Raw genomic sequence first — 20,220 nt, forward strand, 5'->3', positions numbered from 1 at the left:
TGATCAATTCCATAGCGCACGATGCGGCAGACGGAGCAACTTCGCGACGGCGGGTCGGAGCGGCCGCCGGGCGTGGCGATCCCCGCGGCTCCGGTTCGTCAACCCGTGCATTCGCCCGATCGTGTGGTCCTGACCAGCAGGGACGACCGTCGGGCGCGCCGATCGACCGCTCCACGTGAATGCACAGAGTGACATCGTTGTACTTTACGTAACGTCCTCCCTGTGAACGATCAGCACCGAACGAGTGAGCAGGCGCGCGTCGCCGCCCGCTCGGTGCTCGCCAACCGGGAATCGCTGGACGACCTCGACGCGGCGGACCGCGCCCAGGCCGTCGCCCTCGCCGAGCAGCTCAGCCGGGGCCATCTCGACCGCGCGGGGACGCTATTCGCCGCGGCGAAGCTCCGCACCCTGCTGGACCCGGTCCGTGGCCTCGCGGCCCGCACCGTCATCTCCTGGCTCGACGATCTCGGTCTCGCCGCCTGAGACGCCGATAGACTCCGACCATGGTGGAACGCCTCGCGGTGCGGTTCCGGACGACGCCGATCCGTCTGCTCCTCGGCGGCTGGGTCCTCGCCGCCGTGCTCCTGCTCGTCGGCCTCGCCCTCGTGCTCACCGGCGCCTCGGTCGTCGTCGGCTTCGTGGTGTTCATCCTCGGGGTGATCCTGACGATGGGCGTCGCGGTGAACCTGCTCCGCGTCCGGGCCGCGGAACACACCCGCAAGCCCTCTCCGTGACACCCCACCGGGTGAACTCATGTGGTGATCGAGGGTTGGGGCTGGACGGGGGAGTGGTCCGTGCCTCACTGTTTTCCCACCGACGGACGGTTGGTGTCGGTGTTCGGGGAACGCCGACTGCCCGGGTCGGCGGCGGTCGCTGGGGAGCGGACCGCCGCCGACCCCGGCTCTCCGTCCGGGCCGTCAACGCCGTCAACGCCGTCGGAGCCGTCGGAGCCGTCGGAGCCGTCGGAGCCGTCGGGGATCAGGACGCGGCGGTGACCCGGTAGAGGCGCTGCGCCCCCCGGATGCCCTTGAACCGCCGCGGTGCGGCGACCCGCCACCGGAACTCGTGCTCGTCGCCGGTCCGGGCCACCACCGCGTCGTGGACGGCGGCCGTGACGACCACCTGGCCGGGACGGGCCGTCGTCGTGACCCGTGAGGCGAGGTTGACCGGCGGGCCGAACCAGTCGCCGGCGTGCGGCACCCCGATCCCGTTCGCGATGCCGACCCGCACGTCCGGTCGCCCGTCGTCGGAGTCCGCCCAGCGGCGCGCCAGCTCGACGGCGGCCCGGACCAGGGCCGTCGTGTCGGATGACACCAGCATCACCGCGTCGCCGATCGTCTTCGCGAGGCGCACCGGGCGGGTGGCGATGTCGGTGGCGCAGGCCGAGAGCTGCTCGGCCACCTCGGAGAGCTCGGCCGCGGAGACGTTCTCGCCGAGGTCGGTGAAGCCGACGAGGTCGGCGAAGCACACCGTCACCTCCTGGGCGCCCTGCAGCCGCCCCGCCGTCGACTCCTCGATCGCGATGGCGTGCGAGCGGATGCGGTCGGCCAGCGCCACCGAGACGAGGTGGGTGAGGTGCAGCAGGTCCTGCTCGGCGATCCGGCGTGCCTCGATCGCGTATCGCAGCGCCATCTCCGGCTCGGGCTCGCCCGCCGCCAGCAGCGCCTCGCCGAGCAGCCCGCCCAGCGCGTCGGCCATGTTCAGCACACCGCGGCCGATCGCCCGGACGACCGGCATCATCTCGTCGTCGCTGAACCCGAGCGCCCGGTAGCGCTCGATGCGCTCGGCGATCTCGGCGTCCTCGTCGGTGTACATCTCCTCGTCGGGGTCGGTGGACACCGGCCGGCCCAGGGCGCGGAACCACTTCGAGACGACCTCCGGGTCCTGCCCGGTGTGCGCGCAGATCCCGGACATCGACCAGCCGTCCTCGGGGGCGAGCGTCCGCTCGATCAGCAGCAGGCCGAGGCGGTCACGCTCGATCGCCTCGCGCATCGTCTCGATGCCGACTCCGTCGCTCGCGAGCGCCGAGAGCACCTCCACCCGGATCCGGCGCTGGTCCCCGGTGAGGCCCTCGAGCAGGCCCGCGCGGTCGTAGTCCGTCTCCGCCATCGCCGACCGCAGGCGTTGCGGGATCGGCAATGAGGTCAGGTGGCGCGGTGGCACGACCTCATCATGACGAATCGCGGCCCGCGCGGCGCGACTAGAGTGATCGTCCGATGGGAGACGTCGCGGAGCGGAGCTCGACACGATGAGCGGTCCCGGTCTGCTCGCGACGAGCGACCTCCACGTCAACCGCGGCGACAACGAGGCGCTCGTCCGGGATCTGCGCCCGACCGACCCGGGCGACTGGCTGATCGTCGCGGGGGACGTCGCCGACAAGGTGGCCGACGTCCGGTGGGCGCTGGCGCTGCTCGCCGACCGGTTCGAGCAGGTCATCTGGGTGCCCGGCAACCACGACCTGTGGACGCCGCCCGGCGACGACGTGCAGCTCGTCGGCCCCGCGCGCTACGAGCACCTCGTCGAGGTCTGCCGCTCGCTCGGGGTGCTGACCCCCGAGGACGAGTGGCCGGTGTTCGCGGGCCACCTGATCTGCCCGATGTTCCTGCTCTACGACTACTCGTGGCGCGTGCGCCCGGACATGGTCGGGCTCTCCGTCGAGGACGCGCTCGAGGTCGCCCGCGACGCCGGGGTCGTCTGCACCGACGAGTTCCTCATGGCGTCGCGTCCCCACGCGGGACCGGTGGCGTGGTGCGCGGAACGCCTCGCCGAGACCCGCCGCCGGCTCGCGGCGCGCCTGGGCGGGCTCCCGACGGTACTGGTCAACCACTGGCCGATGACCGAGCTCCCGCTGCGCGTCCTGCGCCACCCCGAGTTCTCGCTGTGGTGCGGCACCACCGAGACCGCCCGCTGGCACGTCGAGTACGACGCCGCCGTCGTGGTCTACGGCCACCTCCACGTCCCGCGCACCACCTGGGAGGACGGGGTGCGCTTCGAGGAGGTGTCGGTCGGCTACCCCCGCGAGTGGCAGCGCCACGACCTGGTGCGCGGCCCGCTGCGCCGCATCCTCCCCGCCCCCGAGCCGCAGGTCCCCGACCCCTTCACCGCCTGGGCCATCGGCCACGGCGCCCGCTGGGAGTCGGTGCGGTGAACCCCCTGGCCGAGGTCCTGCCGGCCGCGGCCGTCACCGCCGTCCGCTTCGACGACGAGGGGTCCGGCCCGCTGCATCCGGCCGAGGAACCCGCCGTCGCGAAGGCCGTGGCCTCGCGCCGCGCGGAGTTCACCACCGCCCGCCGCTGCGCCCGGGAGGCCCTGGCGGCGCTCGGTGCCGCCGCCGACGCCGTGCCGGTGGGGGAGAAGCGGTCGCCGGTGTGGCCGCCCGGGGTGGTCGGGTCGATCACGCACACGCAGGGCTTCCGCGGCGCCGCCGTCGCCTGGTCGTCCGAGCTGCGCTCGCTGGGGGTGGACGCCGAGCAGCACGGGCCGCTGCCGGACGGGGTGCTCGACGCGGTGTCGGCCGCGGGGGAGCGGGCGGTCCTGGCCTCGCTCGCCGCGGCGCACCCCGACGTGCACTGGGACCGATTGCTGTTCTCGGCCAAGGAGTCGGTCTACAAGACGTGGTTCCCGCTGACCGGGCGCTGGCTCGGCTTCGAGGAGGCGTTCCTGACGCCGGGCCCCGACGGCACCTTCCGCGCGGAGCTGCTCGTGCCCGGCCCGGTCGTGGACGGCGTCACGGTGTCGGAGTTCCGGGGGCGCTGGACGGTCGCGGGGCGGCACGTCGTCACCGCGATCGCACTGGAGCCGCCCGGCTGACCGTCGCGGTCCCCGCCGCGAGGGTGAACGTGAGGCAGGGCGCGAGGCGCTCAGGTGTGCCTGGTGTGACTCTTGGCGAGCGGGCCGGGGCCGGCTTCGCCGCGGGCCCCTTCAGCCCGCGCGGAACTCCCCGGTGGGCTCCGACGGGGCGTCGTCCTCGCCGTCCGCGGGCTCCCCGTCCCGGTCGTCGGGCACCGCCTGCGGCGGCGGGTACGACGGATTCAGCGTCACCGTGCGGGTCGCGCCGATGCCGCGGTAGCGGGCCGGGGTGCACGTGAGCACCACGACCTGGTGCGACGACCCGGCCGCCGCGGCCCCGAACACGGCCGCCAGCCGTTCCAGCCGGCCCGGGTCGGAGTGCCCGAGCGCGTCGTCGATGAGGACCGGCACCCCGTCCTCGGCGTCGACCAGGGCGGCCACCGCCAACCGGGCGCACAGCCCGAGCTGTTCCTTCGCCCCGGTGGACAGCGCGTCGAACGGGACGGTCACCCCGTTCAGGGTGCGCGAGACGATCCGCAGCGCCGGGTCGACCTCGAGCGCCAGCGTCGGCCCGAACACGATCCGCGCCAACCGTTCGACCTCGCGCCGGAACGGGGCCACGTACGCCCGCCGCACCTCGTCGCGTCGCCGCGCGAGGGTCTCGTGCAGCCGCAGCGCCGCCGCGGCACGACGGGACACCGAGGCGTGCTCGCGCTCCGCGGCCGCGAGCTCCGTCCGGGCGGCCGCCAGCCGGTCGTGCCGGCCCTCCCCGCCCGCGACCTGCAGGCGTCCGGTGACCTCGGCACGGCGGCGCTCCACGTCGGCCGTCCGCTCGGCGAGCGAGTCGACCGCGCGCTTGGCCGTCGCGTAGAGCGCCTCCACCGTGGTGGGGTCGTCCGCCGCCAGCGCCGCGGCCCGCTGCTCGTGGTCGGCCTCGTAGCGGCGGGCCCGCGCGAGCGCGTCGGTGGCGGCCGCGGCCAGCGCCTCGTCGCCGTGCTCCGCACGGGCGTCCCGCAGCTCGGCGGCGCGCCGGTCGGCCTCGGCCCGGGCGACGGCCAGGGCGGTGCGGGCCGCCACGACCTCCGCCCCCGCGCCGGTCACCGACGCGTCGAGGCGGCGCCACGCGTCCTCGGCGGCCCGGGCCGCCCGGTGGGCCTCGTCGGCGACGTCGAGGGTGCGCACCGCCTCGACCCGCAGCGGTTCGAGGTCCTCGGGCTCCGGGTCGGCGGGCGCGTCGTCGAGCAGCCCGGCCTCCTCGAACAGCCCCGGCTCGTCCGGCGCCGGCCGTCGCGTCCCGCGCTTCCGGACGGCCGAGGGCTCCGGGACGGCCTCGGTGGGCACCCGCTCGGCGAGCGTGGCGATCGCTGCGCGCACCTCGTCGAGAGTGCGGCCGCCGAGCTCCCGCTCCACCACGGCCGCGAGCTCGCGCACCCGGGCGGCCGCCTCACCGGCCGCCCGCAGGGCGGTGCGGGCGGCGGCGACGTCGGCCACCCCCAGGGCGGTGCACGCCTCGTCCCGCGCGGCGCGGGCGTCCGCGGCCCGCCGTCGTGCGGCCTCGCCGTCACGGCCCGGCCGCACCGTCATCCGGACCGCGCCCGGGACGTCGATGGTCACGGCGTCCGCGACCGGCAGCGTCGTGGTCTCCCCGGCGGCGACGTCGCGGCCGGTGCCGTCGACGGCCAGCGTCGTGTGGTCGGCGATCCCGGTGAGCTCCACCGTGGCGGCGCCGGCCGCGAGCTCGGCCTCCGCCTGGACGACGGCCCGGTCGAGCCGTTCCAGCCGCTCGACCGCGGCCCCGTCCGCGCAGGGCCCGGCCGCCGCGCGCGCCGCCTCCCGGCGGGCCTCCTCGGCGGTCTCGGCCCGCCGCAGCCGCCCGCGCAGCTCGGCGAGCTCCGCCCGGTCGCGGGCCAGGGTGAGGGCCGTCGCCGCGGTCCGGGCGGCGGCGGTGGCCGCGTCGGACGCCGCGCGTGCGCGGTCGGCCTCGGCCCGGCGCTCCGCGAGGTCCTCCCGCCGGGCGAGGTCGCCGGTCTCGAGGCCCGCCAGCACCTGCTGCGCCTGCTCTGCGGCGTGCTCCGCGACGTCGGCCGCCGCGACGAGGCGGGCGCGGGCGTCCTGCCGCTCGGTGGCGCGGCTCGCCCGTTCCCGGGCGGCCTCCGCCCGTTCCGCGCTGGTGGCGACCTCCTGCTGCCGGGCCTGCAGGGCCGACCAGCGGTCCTCCAGTTCACGCACCCGGTCGTTCTGCGCCCGCCGCTCGGCGGCCAGCCCGGTCGTCTCGCGGTCGAGGTCGGCGCGCAGGTCGACGTCGCGCTCCACCTCGGACACGGCGGCCGCCGCGGTGTCGGCCTCGGCCCGGGCCGCCGCGACCCGCTCGGCGGCCTCCCGCAGCGGACCGACCGGACGACCGTGCCCGCCGTGGTAGCGCCGGACCTCCGCGAGCGCCCGCTCCACGAGTCCCTCGGCGGCGGCGTCCGCGGCCGGTCCGAGGGCGTCGGGGCCGCTCCCGCCCGCCGCCCGGTCGAGCGCGCGGGTCAGTGCGTCGTGCCCGCCGAGGTCGGCCTGCCCCAGCGGGGTGTGCTGCTCCACGCGCAGCGCGAGCCAGAGATCCCGGTCCATCGTCTCGTCGAGGATCGCCAGCAGGCGGTCGTGCGCCTCGCGGCCGGTGAGCTGCTCGGTCGCCGGGCCCGTGACGGTGAGCTCGGTGAGCCGGCGTCGCAGCCACCGCTTCCGGTACACGACGCGGTAGGGCCCGGTGACGAACTCGGCCTCCACCTCGGGCCCGGCGTCGCGCCCCGAGGGCGCGGCGGCCCGGACCGGCGAGGCCTTCGAGTCGTCGCGGAAGTCGATGAGCAGGTCGAGCGCGACGACGGTCGAGGTCTTCCCGACCTCGTTCTCGCCCTCGAGCACGGTGACGCCGGACTCGGCGAGGTGGACCTCGCGGTCGTGCACCCCGCGGAAGTCGCGCAGGCGGATCCGGAGCAGCCTCACCGTGCCACCGCCAACCGGTGCAGCAGCGCGAGGGCGTCGAGCGCCACCGGGTCCGCGGTGTCCCGGGCCGCGTCGGCGAGCTCGCGGGCCGCCTCGGCCGCGAACCCCGTCAGCCCGAGCGCCTCGACGTCCGCGTCGTCGGGGCGGACCGCCACGGCCGACGTGTCGACCTCCAGCGCCGCGAACACCGGGCCGTGCGCCTCGGTGATCTCGTCGAGACGGGCGCGCTGGCGCAGCGTCACCGTCCCCTCGACGGCCAGCCGCAACGCCGTGCGCTCCGGGGCGTCGAGCGCGTCGAGCCGGGCGTCGAGCGCCGCCAGGTCCTCGTCGGTGTCGACCACGGCCTGCTCGCGGGTGAACGCCCACCGGCCGACCCGGACCGGGCGCACCGACGCGGCGCCGTCGGCCCCCACGTCCACGACGAGGACGTTCCCCGGGTCGGTCTCCTCGTGCGAGGTGACCTCCGGGGCGCCGGAGTAGCCGATCCGCGGCTCGCCGTGCAGCTGCCAGGTGGAGTGCCGGTCGCCCAGCGCGACGTAGTGGATCCGCCCGTCGGCGAGCGCGGCCCGGCACTCCGCCGTGCGGATCACGGCCGGGTTCTGGTCGTCCGGGCTCAGCACGTCGACCGCACCGTGCCCGGCGAGCACCCGGACCACGCCCTCGGGGGCCGGCTCGAGGGCGCGCAGCCGGTCGGCCACGAGGTCGGACAGCGGGCGCTTCGTGGCCCACGGCGCGGCCACCACCTCGATCCCCGGCGCCACCTCGTGCACCCCGGGCGTGTCGAGCACCGTCACGTGCGGCGGGCACCGGCGTGTGAAGTCGGCCCGGCGCATCACCAGCGACGCATCGGCCGGATCGTGGTTCCCGGGCAGGAGCAGCACCGGCGCCGTGAACGACCGCAGCGCCTCGCACGCGCGGCCCACCACATCGGGCCCGACGAGGTTCGACTCGAACACGTCCCCGCACACCACGACGAAGGCCGCGCCCTCGTCGGCCGCGACCCGCCCGAGGGCGGCGACCGCGTCGAGGCGGGCCTGGGCGAACCGTGCCTGCGCCTCACCGACCGCCTGCCCGACCCGACCCGCGCCGAGGAACCGCCGGGTCATCCCCAGCTGCCAGTCGGCGGTGTGGACGAAGCGCATGCTCACCTCCCCGCACGAGCACCGTAGGCCGCGCGGCCGGAGGCCCTCCCACCGACACCCCGCGCCGACCATGATCAGGAGAGCACAGGGGTCCGACACTCACGCCAGGGCGTCGAGCTCCAGCGTCACGCCGAGCTGCAACGCCGCCGTCCCGCGGTGCACCGCGACCTGCCGGTACGCCCCGTCCACCAGCGCGAACTCGGTCAGCTCCACCGGCGGACCCGGGTCGACCACGAGGTAGGTCGGGATCCCGGCGTCGGCGTCCTCGTGGAGCTTGACGATCCGGTCGAGCCGACGACTGCCGGGGGAGATGACCTCGACCGCGGCGAGGACCTCGTCCGCCGTCCACCGCGGCACGGTCACGGAGATGTCCGGCCGGACCAGGACGACGTCGGGCGCCCGCACGGTGGCGGCGGCCGCGTCGTCGATCACGACCTCGACCTCGGAGAAGGCTTCCCACCGTCCTCCGGCGCCGTCGTCGAGTTGCGTGAGGAGGCGCTTCACGATGCGGTGGTGGACGGGGAGCGGCTTCGGGGCCACCAGCAGGACCCCTTCGGCCAGCTCCATCTGCCGACCGGAGTCCTCGGGGAGCGCGTCCCACTGCGCCAGGTCGAGGAGGTGGCCGGGATCGACGATGGACATGAGGCTCACACTCCCTCGTGCCGGGTCGAGCTTCGCTTCGTCTCCCGCTGACGTAGCCCAGCCTGGAACGGTTCCACCTGGCAGGGTCGGCGCGTGACCTCCCCGATCCGCGTCGAGACCGGCACCGACCCCGCCCTCGCGGTGGTGACGATCGACCACCCGCCGCTGAACCTGTACGACCGCGCGATGCACACGGCGCTCGCCGAGGCCGTCACGCAGCTCGAGGCCGCGCACCCACGGGCCGCGCTGTTCCGGGCCGAGGGCAAGGTCGTCAGCGGCGGCGTCGACGTCCGCGACTCGTTCCTGCCGATCGCGCAGGCGGGCGACGTCGAGGCAGGCACCCGCTACTTCGCCGAGCTCCTCGAGCTGGGGGAGCGGGTCCACCGCCTCCCGTTCCCGACCGTCTTCGCGGCCCACGGCCTCACCCTCACCTGGGCGTTCGAGCTGGCCCTGGCCTGCGACCTCATCGTCGCCGGCAAGTCCGCGAGCTTCGGGCTCATCGAGGCCACGGTCGGACTCACCCCGGCGATGGGCGGCACGCAACGGCTCGCGCAGCGGTGCGGGCAGGGCCGCGCGAAGTACTTCGTCATGACGGCGGGTCGCTTCGCCGCGGCGGAGATGGAGCGCTGGGGCGCCGTCGACCGGGTGGTTCCCGACGACGAGCTCGACGGTTCCGCGCGCACGCTCGCGCAGCAGCTCGCCGTGGGCCCGACGGCGGCCCACGCGGCCACCAAGGAGATCCTCGCGTCGCTGGCCGACGCCGGGCTCGACACCGCCAACGCCCGCACCGCCGGGATCGCGGGGAAGCTCTTCGGGACCGCCGACCTGCGCGGGGCGATGGACTCCTTCGTCGAGCGCGGCCACGGGAAGGCGACGTTCGAGGGTGCCTGACGGCTTGTGAGTACTTCTCCGTGCTCCGGCACGGAGAAGTACTCACGGGCGCGGAGCGCACCTACGTGAGCGGCAGCACGCTCATCGGCTCCAGGTTGCCCTCGCGGGTGGAGCGCTCGAACCGCACCCGGGCGCTGCGTCCGGTGAGTTCGAGCGTCGCGATCGCGTTGCCGAAGTAGGGCCCGCCGATCGCGTCCCACTCCACCGGCTCGGGCGGCACGCCCCAGGCCCGCCCCAGCCGCCGGGCGAGGCGGGTCGCGCTCCGTCGCCACCCCGCGGCGAACACGTACTCCATGAACCACGGCACCTCGTTGCGCACCGGCGAGCAGGTGAGCTGGTAGACGTGCGAGTGGGTGGGCGTCGGGAACGTGGCGCGCGCCGCGTAGCAGTGGTGCACGTCGCCGGAGAGCACGCAGACCGTGGCGGGCGCGGTCGACGACGCGGCGGTGCGCTCCACGAGCCGCGCGAGCCGGTCGAAGGACGCCCGGAACGCCGGCCAGTGCTCCAGGTCGACGGCCTGCCGGAGCCATTCCGCCACGCGGCTGCCGCGCGTGGCCGAGCGCTCGTCCATCGACTGGACCTGGCTGATCGCCGGCGGCATGAGCCAGGGGATCGACGACCCGATGAGCACGTGGTCGAGGTCCGGCGCGCCGGCCTCGGACTCGAGCCAGGCGAAGGTGTCGTCGTTGATCATGAGGCGCTCGTCGTCGTTGAGCACGCGCCCGCAGCGGGAGTCGACCATGAGCAGCCGGGTGCCGCCGAGGTCCCAGCGGTAGCTCCAGCGGATGCCCTCCGGCTGCCCGACGGCGGCGTCGGCGCGGGCCGCGAACTCGTCGAGCACCGGGTAGGCGTCGCCCTCGCACGCCAGGACCTTGCGGTAGACGTCGTCGGACTCGAGCGTCGCGGGATCCATGTTGCCCAGGTGCTGGTAGACCCAGTACGAGGCGAGGCCCGCGCGGATGCGCGTCGGCCACCAGTCGAGCCGCGCTATCTCCTCGCGCCACGCCTGGGAGGTGTTCCAGTCGTCCCGGATGTCGTGGTCGTCGAAGATCATCGCGACGGGGGCGGTGGAGAGCAGCCAGCGGACCTCGGGATCGCGCCACGTCTCGGCGTAGAGGTGGGCGTACTCGGTGTAGTCCGCGATCTCGGTCCCGGCGCCCTCGTCCTCGTCGCGGCGACGCGCGATCCACTCCTGGGTCCGGGGCGTCGTCTCGTCGGCGTAGACCTGGTCCCCGAGCAGGCAGACCGCGTCGGGCAGCTCGGCGGCGGCCGCCTCGTCGTCGGTGACCGTGGTGAGCCGGCGGACGAGGCGCGCCGCGTAGGCGTCGAGGGCGTCGACCCCGAGCGTGGTCTCGAGCTCCGGGTCGCCCGTCGGGGGGTAGCGGCAGGACCCGAACACGACCCGTTGGGTGCGCCCGGTGTGCGTGGACCGGGTGCGGATGCGCGAGGGCGGCAGCCCCTCGACCGGCCAGACGCGCTCGCCGTCGAGGTGGACCTCGTAGGGGTGCACGCTGCCCGGCGCGAGATCGCGGACGACGACGAGCGCGTAGTGCTGGCCGCACACGGTGAACGTCGGGGCCGTGTGGCTGCCGCTCGACGTCGAGCTCCGCGGCGCCGCGTCTCCCAGGTGCACCTCCACCGTCCCCGGACGGTCCACCTCGACCCACACCGTCGCCGTCGTCGTCCCGACGTGACGCAGCAGGGGCCCGAGGACGAGTGCGGTGCTGTCGGTCACCCCGACAGCGTGCCTCACGCCGGGCCGGTGAGCCGCTGCAAGCGTCGCTGGACCTCGTCGAGCCGCGCCTGCAGCAGCGTGACCTCGGCGGTGAGGAGGGGGATCTCGGCGTCCGGGGGGAGGTCCGCCGCCCCGACGTCGGGATCGGTCAGCGGTGCCAGCGGAGCCAGGACCGAACGCTCCGCGCCCTCGTCGACGTCGACGGGCACGCCGGCGAGACGGGCGAGCCGCGCGAGCGAGAGCACCGCACGACGGCCGGCGCACTCGCGGCAGACGGCCTCGAGCCGCCGCCAGCCGACGATGCCGCCACCGACGTCGTCGAGGGCCGCGGCCGTCCGCCCGCAGCGGCAGCGCCCGAGGCGCACCGACCGCACCGTCTGGCGCTGGTAGCGCAGCCCGAGCTCGTAGGAGACGTAGCGCCCCGAGGCCAGGACCTCGAGGAGCACGGCGCGCTCGTACTGCTCGTCGCAGGCGAGCGCGCGGGCCTGGTCGGCCTCGTGGAAGCAGTAGAAGCCGCAGTCGCACCACGTCGACGGGCAGCGGTGGCGCGGCGACTGCACGCAGACCGCCTCGGCCACCGTCCCGTAGACCTGGCTGCGGCCGAGGGCCACGCCGTTGAAGCCGACCGCGGTGCCGTCCGCGGACAGCATCGGGTAGGCGATCTTCCAGCCGGGCAGGGCGGGCCTGCGGTCCGCCCCGGCATCGCCGTCCGGCTCGGCGCGGCCGCGCCGCGAGAGCGGGCGCAGCTCAGCCCCCGGTGCCCACGGGGTCCGACGACCGGTCCTCGACGACGGGTTTGGCCGCCACGGCGACCGGTTCCGGCGTCTCCTCCCGCGCGGGGACGGGAGCGGGCGGGTCCTCGGCGATGCCGGCGGAGAGTCGACGTCCCAGGCGCATGGCTGCCTCCACGAGGTCGGGTCCTTCGATGGTCGGCCCGTGATGTGCCGATGTCCAGCGGGGTTCCACGATCGCAACGAAAGCCGGCGCCCGGGCCGGCCCGGGGGAGGTCCGGGCGCCCGGCATCGTGCGTCGCGCCGACGGGTCCGATCCGGTCGCCCGATAGGGTGCGCGGCGCGGCCACGCGTCCGAGCGCGCCGCACGGGGGCAGTAGCTCAGCTGGTCAGAGCAGCGGACTCATAATCCGTCAGGTCGTCGGTTCGAGCCCGACCTGCCCCACCGGCGACGGGTTCCGGCCCGCCCGGGGTGGACCGGCCGGCGGCGCCGTCGTCCCGACGCCGCCGGCCTCACACCGGTGATACCCCACGGCTCCTGGGCTCATCCTGTCCACGCCACGGTCGCCGTCGTCGCGGGGGGACCACGAGACGGGGCCCGCACAGCGTGTTCACACCCGGCCTCGTGTCGTTCGTCGAGCGAACGGGTAGGCCGGGATACGAAGGTTGGTCCACCTCAGGGCTGCCCCGCACTCGTCATCCGCACCCCAGGCGGAAGGGGCCGTTCCCTCCATGGTCGACCACCAGGAACTCGCCGTCGCACTCCGCCGTGCGGCCCGGGAGCTGACGGGGAAACGGAGCATCCGTGACCTCGACCGGACGCTCGCCGAGATCGTCGCGGCAGCCGTCGCGACCGTCGACGGCGCGGACGCCGGTGGCATCTCGATGACCGAGGACGGGGAGGTCACCTCCCGCAACCCGACGTCGGGGTCGATCACGAAGCTCGACCGGCTGCAGGGCGATCTCCACGAGGGGCCGTGCGTGACGGCGATCGAGGACCCGCCCGAGAACGGCACGGTGGTGGTGCGTGACTTCGCCGGGGCGGACGCCGACCGCTGGCCCCGCTTCACCCCGCACGTGGTGGACGCCGGGTTCCGGTCGATCGTGTCCTGCGAGCTCAACACCGGTGGCCGGATGCGGGCGGCGCTCAACCTCTACGCGGCCGGGCCGGACGCGTTCGACCGCGATGCGCTGCTCACCGCGACGTTGTTCGCCTCCCAGGCGGCGATGCTGCTCTACGGCAGCGAGCAGGCCCAGTACCTGCAGCGCGCCGTCGACAGCCGCGACCTCATCGGGCAGGCCAAGGGGATCCTCGTCGAGCGGTTCGGCACCGACGGCGACGCCGCGTTCCAAATGCTCGTGCGCTCCTCCCAGGACACGAACATGAAGCTCGTCGACGTGGCGCGCTGGCTCGTCGAGGAGGCCGTGGCCCGGGGTGCCGGTCGCTCGACGGACTGACGCGCCACACGTTCGGGTGGTCACGTCGACGTCGCGGGGTCGTTGCGATCCGCGTTCTCACCGGGGAACGACTGGTCTCGTCGGGTGACGGGGCCCTGCGTAACAGGCCCCCGGTGACGCACGATCACCCCGGCGACCAGAGCGGTACGAAGATCGGGGGAATCATGCAGGGCGGTCTCAGGGGCGGCGCACTCCTTCACCGGATCAAGTCCCCGGCCCCACCGGCCGTCGGGAGGGACATGACCGTCTCCCTCGACCACCTCGCCGTCCCGAGCTCGCGCGAGCCGGCCTCCGGCGCGTTCCCGGCCGTGACGCCGGACGTCCCCGGCGCGGTCGCCGCCCTCCGCAAGGCCCTCGTCAATGGGGCCGTCCACCACCACGGCACGTCGCCGGTGGTCGCGGTCGTCCGGGTGTGGGCCGCCGGGGGCGACCTCGCGGCGCAGCGACGCGTCTGCCCCGCCTGCGGCGCGTGACGTGAGGGGGCAGGCTCCCGCGGTGTGATCGCCGAGCCCGCCCTCCCCGAGCGCCCGACCCCGCTGGCCACCCGGCTCCGGGAGCTCGCGGACGCGGCCCCCGCGGCGCCGGCGGTCTCGGACGGCGACGCCGGGTTCACCCGCGACGAGCTCGACCGGCTCACCAACCGGCTCGCCCGCACCCTCGCGGCCCGCGGGGTCGCCCGGGGCGACCTCGTGGCGATCGCCCTGCCCAACACCGTGCACCACGTCGCGGCGAGTGTGGCCGCCTGGAAGCTCGGCGCGGTCCCGCTGCCGCTGTCGGCCCGGCTCCCCGCCACCGAACGGGAGGCGGTGCTCGCGGTCGCGCGACCCGCCGTCGTGATCGACCGGGAGCCCGAGCTCACCACCGCGGACGACGCGCCGCTGCCCGACGTCGTCGGACCGTCCTGGAAGGCGCCCACCTCGGGTGGCTCGACGGGCACGCCGAAGGTCATCGTCGCCGGACAGGCCGCCTGCACCGAGCACGTCCTCGCGCGCGCCGACGGCCTGCGCATCGACCGCGACGGGGTCTTCCTCGCCACCGCCCCGCTGCACCACAACGCGCCCTACATGTTCAGCCTCATGGCGCTCCTGCAGGGCCACCACGTCGTGCTGATGCAGCGCTTCGACGCCGCCCGCACGCTCGCTCTGGTCGCCGAGCACGGCGTCACGTGGCTCTACCTCGTGCCCACGATGATGTCGCGCATCCTCCGGGCCGTTCCCGACGACCGGTGGGGCCGCTTGGGCAGCCTGCGCACCGCCCTGCACGTGGGCGCGCCGTGCCCGCCGGAGGTCAAGCGCGGGTGGCTGGCACGGCTGCCCCGCCCGGAGATCCTCGTCGAGCTGTACGCGGGCACTGAGTCGCAGGCGAGCGCGATGATCGACGGCCGGGACTGGCTCGCCCNCCCCGGCTCGGTCGGTCGGGTCACCCGCGGGCACGTCCGCATCACCGACGACGACGGGCGGGAGGTGCCGCCCGGCGTCGTCGGGGAGATCTGGATGCGGCCCGAGGGAGCGCCGACCTACCGCTACCTGGGCGCCGAGCCGCGGGCCCGCGACGGCTGGGAGTCCCTGGGCGACATGGGTTCCTTCGACGACGACGGCTACCTGTACCTCGCCGACCGGCGCGCGGACATGGTGGTGGTCGGGGGCGCGAACGTCTATCCCGCCGAGGTCGAGGCGGTCCTGCTCGGGCACCCGGCCGTCCACGACGCCGTCGTGGTGGGGGTGCCCGACGACGACCTCGGCCGCGTCGTGCACGCGGTGGTGCAGGCGGACCCGTCGTCGGAACCGGCGCTGCGGGACCACGCGGCCGAGCGGCTGAGCCGGCACAAGCAGCCCCGCGGGTACACGTTCGTCGACGACCCACTGCGCGACGACGCGGGGAAGGTCAGGCGCGCTGCCGTCGCAGCCGCGGTTCCAGCTCGGTAGCGGGAACCGGCGGGCTCCAGAACCAGCCCTGCCCGTAGCGGCAGCCGAGCCGACGCAGTGCCTCGGCCTCACCCGCCGTCTGGACCCCCTCGGCGATCGGGACCAGGTCGAAGGCGTGGGCCATCACGAGGATCGCCGTGGTGATGCGCAGCTGGTGCTCGTCGACGTCGAGGTCGCTGACGAGGGAGCGGTCGATCTTGACCTCGTCGACGAAGGCGCGGCGCGCATAGCCCAGGGAGGAGCTCCCGGTGCCGAAGTCGTCGATGGCGACGCCCACGCCGGCCGCCCGCAGCTCCCCGAGCGCGTCCCGGGTGAGGGTGTCGTCGCCGAGGAGCCGGTGCTCGGTGATCTCCAGGGTGATGTCCTGCGGCGCGAGGCCGTGCCGACGCGTGCACTCCACGATGTCCTCGACGAACCGCGGCGCCCGCAGCTCGACGGGGGAGACGTTGACGTGCACCGTGAACGGCGCGTCGCCGAGCACGTCGGCACGCCAGCGGGCGACCTGGGCCGCCGCGGTCTCCAGCACCCACAGGTCGAGCGCCGTGATCAGCCCCGTGTCCTCGGCGACCGACAGGAACACGTCCGGGGTGAGGAAGCCGCGCTCCGGGTGCCGCCAGCGGGCGAGCGCCTCGACGGCGACGACGCGGTCGGTCTCCAGGTCCATGATCGGTTGGTAGAGGACGACGAGCTGACCGGTGATCAGGGCGGTCCGCAGCTCGTCGGCGAGCCGCGTGCGCGCCTGGGCCTCGCGGCGCATCGACGGCGCGAACACGCTCACCCCGCCCCGCGACCGCGACTTCGCGCGGTACATGGCGGTGTCGGCGTCGCGCAGGAAGTCGTCGGTGGAGTCCCCGCACCGGCCGCCCAGCCGGACCCCGACGCTGGCGCTCACCCAGCACGTCCGCCCCTGCACGACGACGGGTGCGGCCAGGACGGTGCGGATGCGCTCGGCGATGTCGAGGGCCTGCCCGGGGGAGGCGTCGTGGACGAGGATCGCGAACTCGTCACCGCCGAGCCGCGCGACGGTGTCGGTCTCGCGCACGACCCCGCGGAGCCGGTCGGCCACGGCGACCAGCAGCGCGTCCCCGACCTCGTGGCCGAAGCTGTCGTTGACCGCCTTGAAGCCGTCGAGGTCGAGGACGAGGACGGCCGGCACCGCGGACGACCGTTCGACCTGACGCAGCCGCTGGTGGAGCAGGGTGCGGTTCGCGAGCCCGGTGAGCGGGTCGGAGTGCGCGAGCGACTCCAGCGCGGCGTGCGCGTCGGCCAGCTCCCGGGTGCGGGCCTCGACCCGCCCCTCGAGGTCGACGGTCAGCCCCTGCAGCTCCTCGGCGAGCATGTTGAGCCCGACGACGATCGCGTCGATGTCGTCGGACTCGTGGGAGGGGGTGAGGCGGGCGTCCAGCCGTCCGGACGCGAGCTCCACCACGAAGCCGGCCAGCTCGTCGAGCCGGCGGGCCAGACCCTCACCCGTCCGCGCGGTCATCACGGCGCCGTTGGCTCGACACGCAACTGAGCTTACGGCAGCGCTGCGATGAACGGGCTAAAGCTATTGCCTCTTTCGGGCTACTCGCGGGTGCGTCGTGCTTCGGCGCCGGTCTCTTCCGCGTACGCGGGGTCGTCGCCGGCGACCCGCCCGACGAACTCGTCCGTGTCGCCCGTCCCGGTCGTCGACATCTCGTCCCACCGGCAATCGGCGTCGGGGTGCTCCCCGCCGGTGGCGCGGCTGCTCGCGACCCGCGGGTCCTGCGGCACGTCCTGCTCCGACGGCTCACCCGACGCGGGCGGGCCGAGCGGCCCGTCCTCGCCCTTGATCGCGTTCGCGGCCTTCGAGATCGCGTCCTTGATGCCCATAGGTGGGGGTGCCTCCGGCCCGTGAGTACTAATCCGTGCCAGGACGCGGATTAATACTCACAGGGCGCAGCCACCTCTAGTGCGCCATCGCCGGACCGTCCGACGGCGCCGGCTTCCCGTGCCGCAGCATCAGGGCGAGCGGGACGCCGAGCGCCGTGAGGATCGCGGTGGCGTAGAGCAGGTCGTTCATGGCGGTGACGAACGAGAGGCTCTGGAGCTTGGAGTACATCTGGTACTCCATCGTCATCCCGCTCGACCCGTCCGGCATGGACGCGAGGCCGGTGCGGTCGGCCGAGGCCTGCGCCTGCTGGATGGTCATCATCGCGGTCATGGCGGCGAGCCCGATCGCCGACGAGGCCCGCTGGACCAGGGTGTTCACCGCGCTGCCGTTCTCCGAGAGGAAGGACGGCAGCGAGCCGAGCCCGCCCGTCATGATCGGCATCATCGCGAGCCCGATCCCGGCGGCGCGTGCGGCCAGCAGCATCTCGAGGTGGCCGTGAGAGACGTCGATCGTCATCCCGGCGAGCTCCCACGTCGTCCCGGCGACGATCGCGAGGCCGAGGGCGGCGGGGATCCGGGCGCCGATCTTGTCGTAGATGAACCCGGCGGCCGGCATCACGAACGCCATGACGAGGGCCTGCGGCAGCAGGAGCAGGCCGGTCTCGAAGGCGCCGAGGCCCTGGTACTGCTGCAGGAAGACCGGGATGTAGAAGAGCACCCCGAACAGGCCCATCGAGATGATCGCGATGAGCAGCAGCGAGTTGGTGAACGGCCAGTGGCCGAACACCCGCAGGTCGAGCAGCGGCTCGTCGACCTCGAGCTCGATCACGACGAACAGCGCCAGCGCCAGCGCGCCCACGGTCAGCAGGATCAGCGTCGGGTAGGACGTCCAGCCCCACGTCGGCCCCTCGTGCAGGGCCAGCAGCATCGAGAACAACCCGATGGCGACCGCGACGAAGCCGGGGACGTCGAGCTTCCGGCCCCGGGTGCTCGGGAACGACGGGAGGAAGAAGATCGCCGCGAGCACGCCGACGATGCCGATCGGCACGTTGATGAAGAAAATCAGCCGCCAGTTGACGTACTCGACGAGGTAGCCGCCGAGTGTCGGGCCGATGGCCGGCGCGAAGATGATCCCCAGGCCGTAGATGCCCATCGCGGCGCCGAGCTTGTCCTTCGGCACGATCTTGTACAGCGCGGCCAGGGCCACCACCGGGATCACGCCACCGGGGATCGCCTGCAGGATGCGGAAGGCGATGATCGAGTTGATGTCCCACGCGAAGCCGCAGAGCGTCGAGAACAGCGCGAAGAAGATCATCGCGATCGTGTAGACGCGGCCGAGCCCGAAGCGGATGCCCAGCCACGCGCTCGCGGGGACGACGACGCCCTCGGCGAGCGAGTACGCCGTCGACACCCACTGCATCTCGTCGGTGGTCGCCCCGAAGTCGTTCTGCATCGTCGTGATGGCGACGTTGACGATGCTGATGTCGAGCACCGACATGAACATCCCGGCGACCAGCACCAGGAGCGGGAGGATCCAGGGGTTCCCCCCGCCCTTCCCCGACGACGGCTCGCGCCGGGCCGGGGCCTCCGGGGCGGGCGGCGCCGCCGCGGGGGCGGGCGTCGGGGCGACGTCCGACACCACGGGCCGCGGAGCGTCGGTGACGGTCGCGGGCCGGGCGTCGAGGTCGGTGTCGGTGGACATGCCGCCTCCTGCGTCAGCGTCGGGTCAGGCCACTGATCGTGGTACCCGCTCCATCGCGAATATGGCAGTGAGTGTCAGCAAGTCCTGGGGGAGAGCTACGTCACCGGATGCGGCCGAAGGAGTAGTCGCCGAACAGGTTCCCGAGCTTCACGGTCTCCCCGGTCTCCGGCGCGGTCCACATCTTGCCGTTCCCGGCGTAGATCGCGACGTGGTAGACGTCGCCGGGGGAGCCCATGAACACCAGGTCACCGGGCTGGGCCTGGCTCTGCGAGATGTGCTGCGCGGCGTCGTACTGCTGCTGCGCGGTCCGCGGCAGGCTGATGCCCATCTTGCCGAAGACGTACTTCGTGAGGCCCGAGCAGTCGAACCCGCTCGGCGTGGTGCCGCCCCAGACGTAGGGCACGCCCTTGAAGGAGGCGGCCTGGGCGACGATCCGCTCGCCCAGCGACCCGAGGCCGGCGGTGCTCGAGGCGGACCCGGAGTCGGCCTGGTCCTTCGTCGCCGCCGCGGCGGCCTTCTGCTGCGCGGCCTGCTCCGCGGCCTTCGCGGCCGCGGCCTTCTGCGCGGGTGACACGGTCTTGACGGCGGGTGCGGTCGCCACCGGCGCGGCGGCCAGCGACACCGGCATGACGGTCGCGGCCCGGGGAGCGGGGACCGCGGCGGCGTCGGGGGAGGAGACGGAGAGCAGGTTGGTGCCGGTGCTCGCGACGTCGGCGTCACCCAGCGACGGGAAGGTGCCCGTCGAGCCGGCGACGGCGGCGGCGCTCGCGGTCACCAGGGCGGCGGCGATGCCTGCGCGCGTGAGGGAACCGGTGGACATCGGGCCGGCCGCGGTGCGCGGACCGCCCCGGTGGCCTCGGGCGGGCCCGTCGACGAGCGCGACGGCCCCGAAGGGTGCGGTGAACGGACTGCCGGCGACGGCGGCGTGACGTCCCATGGGGGATCTCCTGGCCGGACACGGTGGCTCGGGGTTCCACCGCTCCCGTCCTGCGGCCGCTCGGTCGGGCTCCGTGCCGCTGGGGATCGGCTCGGGGCCCGCACGCGGTCGTCCCTCGCTCGACGCCCGGGGAACGGGTCACCGGGACGGGTCGGTGACCCGGGCGGAGAGCGCGGTGGCCCGTCGGGTGACGAGCCGGTCGAGACCGTACCGAGACCATTCCGTGATCTGCACCCCCCTGCGTGTCCCCGGCGCGGCGCACCGTTCGGCGTCCGGTGGTCGCGGGAGGGGACCGTCCGGCGCGGACCCGCCGACACCTGCCGTCGGGAACGCAGGTCGATACGGCCACGTGGAGCAGGGACACGGCGGTCGGCCGTGCCGCCGAGTGCCGGGTCACGACACGGTCGACCCCTTCGTCCGGTTCCACGG

At 74.5% G+C, this 20,220-nt stretch carries 19 protein-coding genes and 1 tRNA gene; 9 read left to right on the plus strand and 11 right to left on the minus strand.

The window, feature by feature from the left end:
- Positions 1-222 precede the first annotated feature (222 nt).
- Both A3CO_RS0109135 and A3CO_RS0109140 read left to right on the plus strand, forming a co-directional pair.
- Positions 223-483: a hypothetical protein gene (locus A3CO_RS0109135; RefSeq protein WP_018331941.1), complete on the plus strand. Its 261-nt coding sequence runs from the start codon at positions 223-225 to the stop codon at positions 481-483.
- 20 nt (positions 484-503) lie between these two features.
- The gene (locus A3CO_RS0109140) at positions 504-734 is read left to right on the plus strand and encodes a hypothetical protein (RefSeq protein ID WP_018331942.1); all 231 of its coding nucleotides are present in this window, start codon (positions 504-506) and stop codon (positions 732-734) included.
- Positions 735-978: 244 nt separating this feature from the next.
- Here A3CO_RS0109140 and A3CO_RS0109145 read toward each other — a convergent pair whose 3' ends face one another.
- Positions 979-2,163, minus strand: coding sequence for an adenylate/guanylate cyclase domain-containing protein (locus tag A3CO_RS0109145; RefSeq protein WP_157647267.1), 1,185 nt, complete (start codon positions 2,161-2,163; stop codon positions 979-981).
- Between the two features lie 85 nt (positions 2,164-2,248).
- Between A3CO_RS0109145 and A3CO_RS31075 the strand changes: the two genes are divergently transcribed.
- Both A3CO_RS31075 and A3CO_RS0109155 read left to right on the plus strand, forming a co-directional pair.
- A complete protein-coding gene (locus A3CO_RS31075; RefSeq protein ID WP_018331944.1) occupies positions 2,249-3,148 on the plus strand; it encodes a metallophosphoesterase family protein in 900 nt (299 codons plus the stop codon).
- On the plus strand, positions 3,145-3,810 hold the full coding sequence (locus A3CO_RS0109155; RefSeq protein WP_018331945.1) for a 4'-phosphopantetheinyl transferase family protein: 666 nt from the start codon (positions 3,145-3,147) through the stop codon (positions 3,808-3,810). The genes A3CO_RS31075 and A3CO_RS0109155 overlap by 4 nt, the downstream gene beginning before the upstream one ends.
- Before the next feature lie 111 nt (positions 3,811-3,921).
- Here the strand turns inward: A3CO_RS0109155 and A3CO_RS31080 are convergent, their stop codons facing one another.
- The 3 genes from A3CO_RS31080 to A3CO_RS0109170 all read right to left on the minus strand — a co-directional run bounded on the left by A3CO_RS31080 (position 3,922) and on the right by A3CO_RS0109170 (position 8,558).
- Complete coding sequence (locus A3CO_RS31080) at positions 3,922-6,774, minus strand: AAA family ATPase (protein WP_018331946.1); 2,853 nt, start codon at positions 6,772-6,774, stop codon at positions 3,922-3,924.
- Positions 6,771-7,916, minus strand: coding sequence for a metallophosphoesterase family protein (locus tag A3CO_RS0109165; protein WP_018331947.1), 1,146 nt, complete (start codon positions 7,914-7,916; stop codon positions 6,771-6,773). Before A3CO_RS0109165 ends, A3CO_RS31080 begins: the two co-directional genes overlap by 4 nt.
- Positions 7,917-8,015: 99 nt before the next feature.
- Positions 8,016-8,558, minus strand: coding sequence for a Uma2 family endonuclease (locus A3CO_RS0109170; protein WP_026204426.1), 543 nt, complete (start codon positions 8,556-8,558; stop codon positions 8,016-8,018).
- A 93-nt stretch (positions 8,559-8,651) separates the two neighbouring features.
- On the opposite strand from A3CO_RS0109170, the gene A3CO_RS0109175 reads away from it, so the two are divergent.
- Entirely contained in the window at positions 8,652-9,449 is a 798-nt protein-coding gene (locus A3CO_RS0109175) for an enoyl-CoA hydratase/isomerase family protein (protein WP_018331949.1), read from the plus strand.
- A gap of 61 nt (positions 9,450-9,510) precedes the next feature.
- Here A3CO_RS0109175 and A3CO_RS0109180 read toward each other — a convergent pair whose 3' ends face one another.
- From A3CO_RS0109180 to A3CO_RS38640, 3 genes are all read right to left on the minus strand, one after another.
- Positions 9,511-11,184, minus strand: coding sequence for an alkaline phosphatase D family protein (locus A3CO_RS0109180; RefSeq protein ID WP_018331950.1), 1,674 nt, complete (start codon positions 11,182-11,184; stop codon positions 9,511-9,513).
- A 14-nt stretch (positions 11,185-11,198) separates the two neighbouring features.
- On the minus strand, positions 11,199-11,834 hold the full coding sequence (locus A3CO_RS0109185) for a hypothetical protein (RefSeq protein ID WP_018331951.1): 636 nt from the start codon (positions 11,832-11,834) through the stop codon (positions 11,199-11,201).
- 97 nt (positions 11,835-11,931) lie between these two features.
- The gene (locus A3CO_RS38640) at positions 11,932-12,081 is read right to left on the minus strand and encodes a hypothetical protein (RefSeq protein WP_018331952.1); all 150 of its coding nucleotides are present in this window, start codon (positions 12,079-12,081) and stop codon (positions 11,932-11,934) included.
- Between the two features lie 204 nt (positions 12,082-12,285).
- Here A3CO_RS38640 and A3CO_RS0109190 point away from each other — a divergent pair.
- The 4 genes from A3CO_RS0109190 to A3CO_RS0109205 all read left to right on the plus strand — a co-directional run bounded on the left by A3CO_RS0109190 (position 12,286) and on the right by A3CO_RS0109205 (position 15,298).
- Positions 12,286-12,360, plus strand: a tRNA-Ile gene (locus A3CO_RS0109190).
- Between the two features lie 287 nt (positions 12,361-12,647).
- A complete protein-coding gene (locus tag A3CO_RS0109195) occupies positions 12,648-13,373 on the plus strand; it encodes a GAF and ANTAR domain-containing protein (protein WP_018331953.1) in 726 nt (241 codons plus the stop codon).
- Between the two features lie 239 nt (positions 13,374-13,612).
- Positions 13,613-13,846: a hypothetical protein gene (locus A3CO_RS0109200; protein WP_018331954.1), complete on the plus strand. Its 234-nt coding sequence runs from the start codon at positions 13,613-13,615 to the stop codon at positions 13,844-13,846.
- Between the two features lie 24 nt (positions 13,847-13,870).
- Positions 13,871-15,298 carry an AMP-binding protein gene (locus A3CO_RS0109205; protein ID WP_018331955.1) on the plus strand — a complete coding sequence of 476 codons (1,428 nt, stop codon included), beginning with the start codon at positions 13,871-13,873 and terminating at the stop codon, positions 15,296-15,298.
- Here the strand turns inward: A3CO_RS0109205 and A3CO_RS0109210 are convergent.
- The 4 genes from A3CO_RS0109210 to A3CO_RS39390 all read right to left on the minus strand — a co-directional run bounded on the left by A3CO_RS0109210 (position 15,258) and on the right by A3CO_RS39390 (position 19,791).
- Positions 15,258-16,784, minus strand: a complete 1,527-nt coding sequence (locus tag A3CO_RS0109210; RefSeq protein ID WP_018331956.1) for a putative bifunctional diguanylate cyclase/phosphodiesterase — start codon at positions 16,782-16,784, stop codon at positions 15,258-15,260. The two genes, A3CO_RS0109205 and A3CO_RS0109210, sit on opposite strands and share 41 nt — an antisense overlap.
- A gap of 80 nt (positions 16,785-16,864) precedes the next feature.
- Positions 16,865-17,152 carry a hypothetical protein gene (locus A3CO_RS0109215; RefSeq protein WP_018331957.1) on the minus strand — a complete coding sequence of 96 codons (288 nt, stop codon included), beginning with the start codon at positions 17,150-17,152 and terminating at the stop codon, positions 16,865-16,867.
- Positions 17,153-17,228: 76 nt separating this feature from the next.
- Positions 17,229-18,854, minus strand: a complete 1,626-nt coding sequence (locus tag A3CO_RS0109220; protein WP_018331958.1) for a DHA2 family efflux MFS transporter permease subunit — start codon at positions 18,852-18,854, stop codon at positions 17,229-17,231.
- A gap of 100 nt (positions 18,855-18,954) precedes the next feature.
- Entirely contained in the window at positions 18,955-19,791 is an 837-nt protein-coding gene (locus A3CO_RS39390; protein ID WP_018331959.1) for a C40 family peptidase, read from the minus strand.
- Between the last annotated feature and the right edge of the window lie 429 nt (positions 19,792-20,220).

This window comes from Actinomycetospora chiangmaiensis DSM 45062 (genome assembly GCF_000379625.1).
Taxonomy (GTDB): domain Bacteria; phylum Actinomycetota; class Actinomycetes; order Mycobacteriales; family Pseudonocardiaceae; genus Actinomycetospora; species Actinomycetospora chiangmaiensis.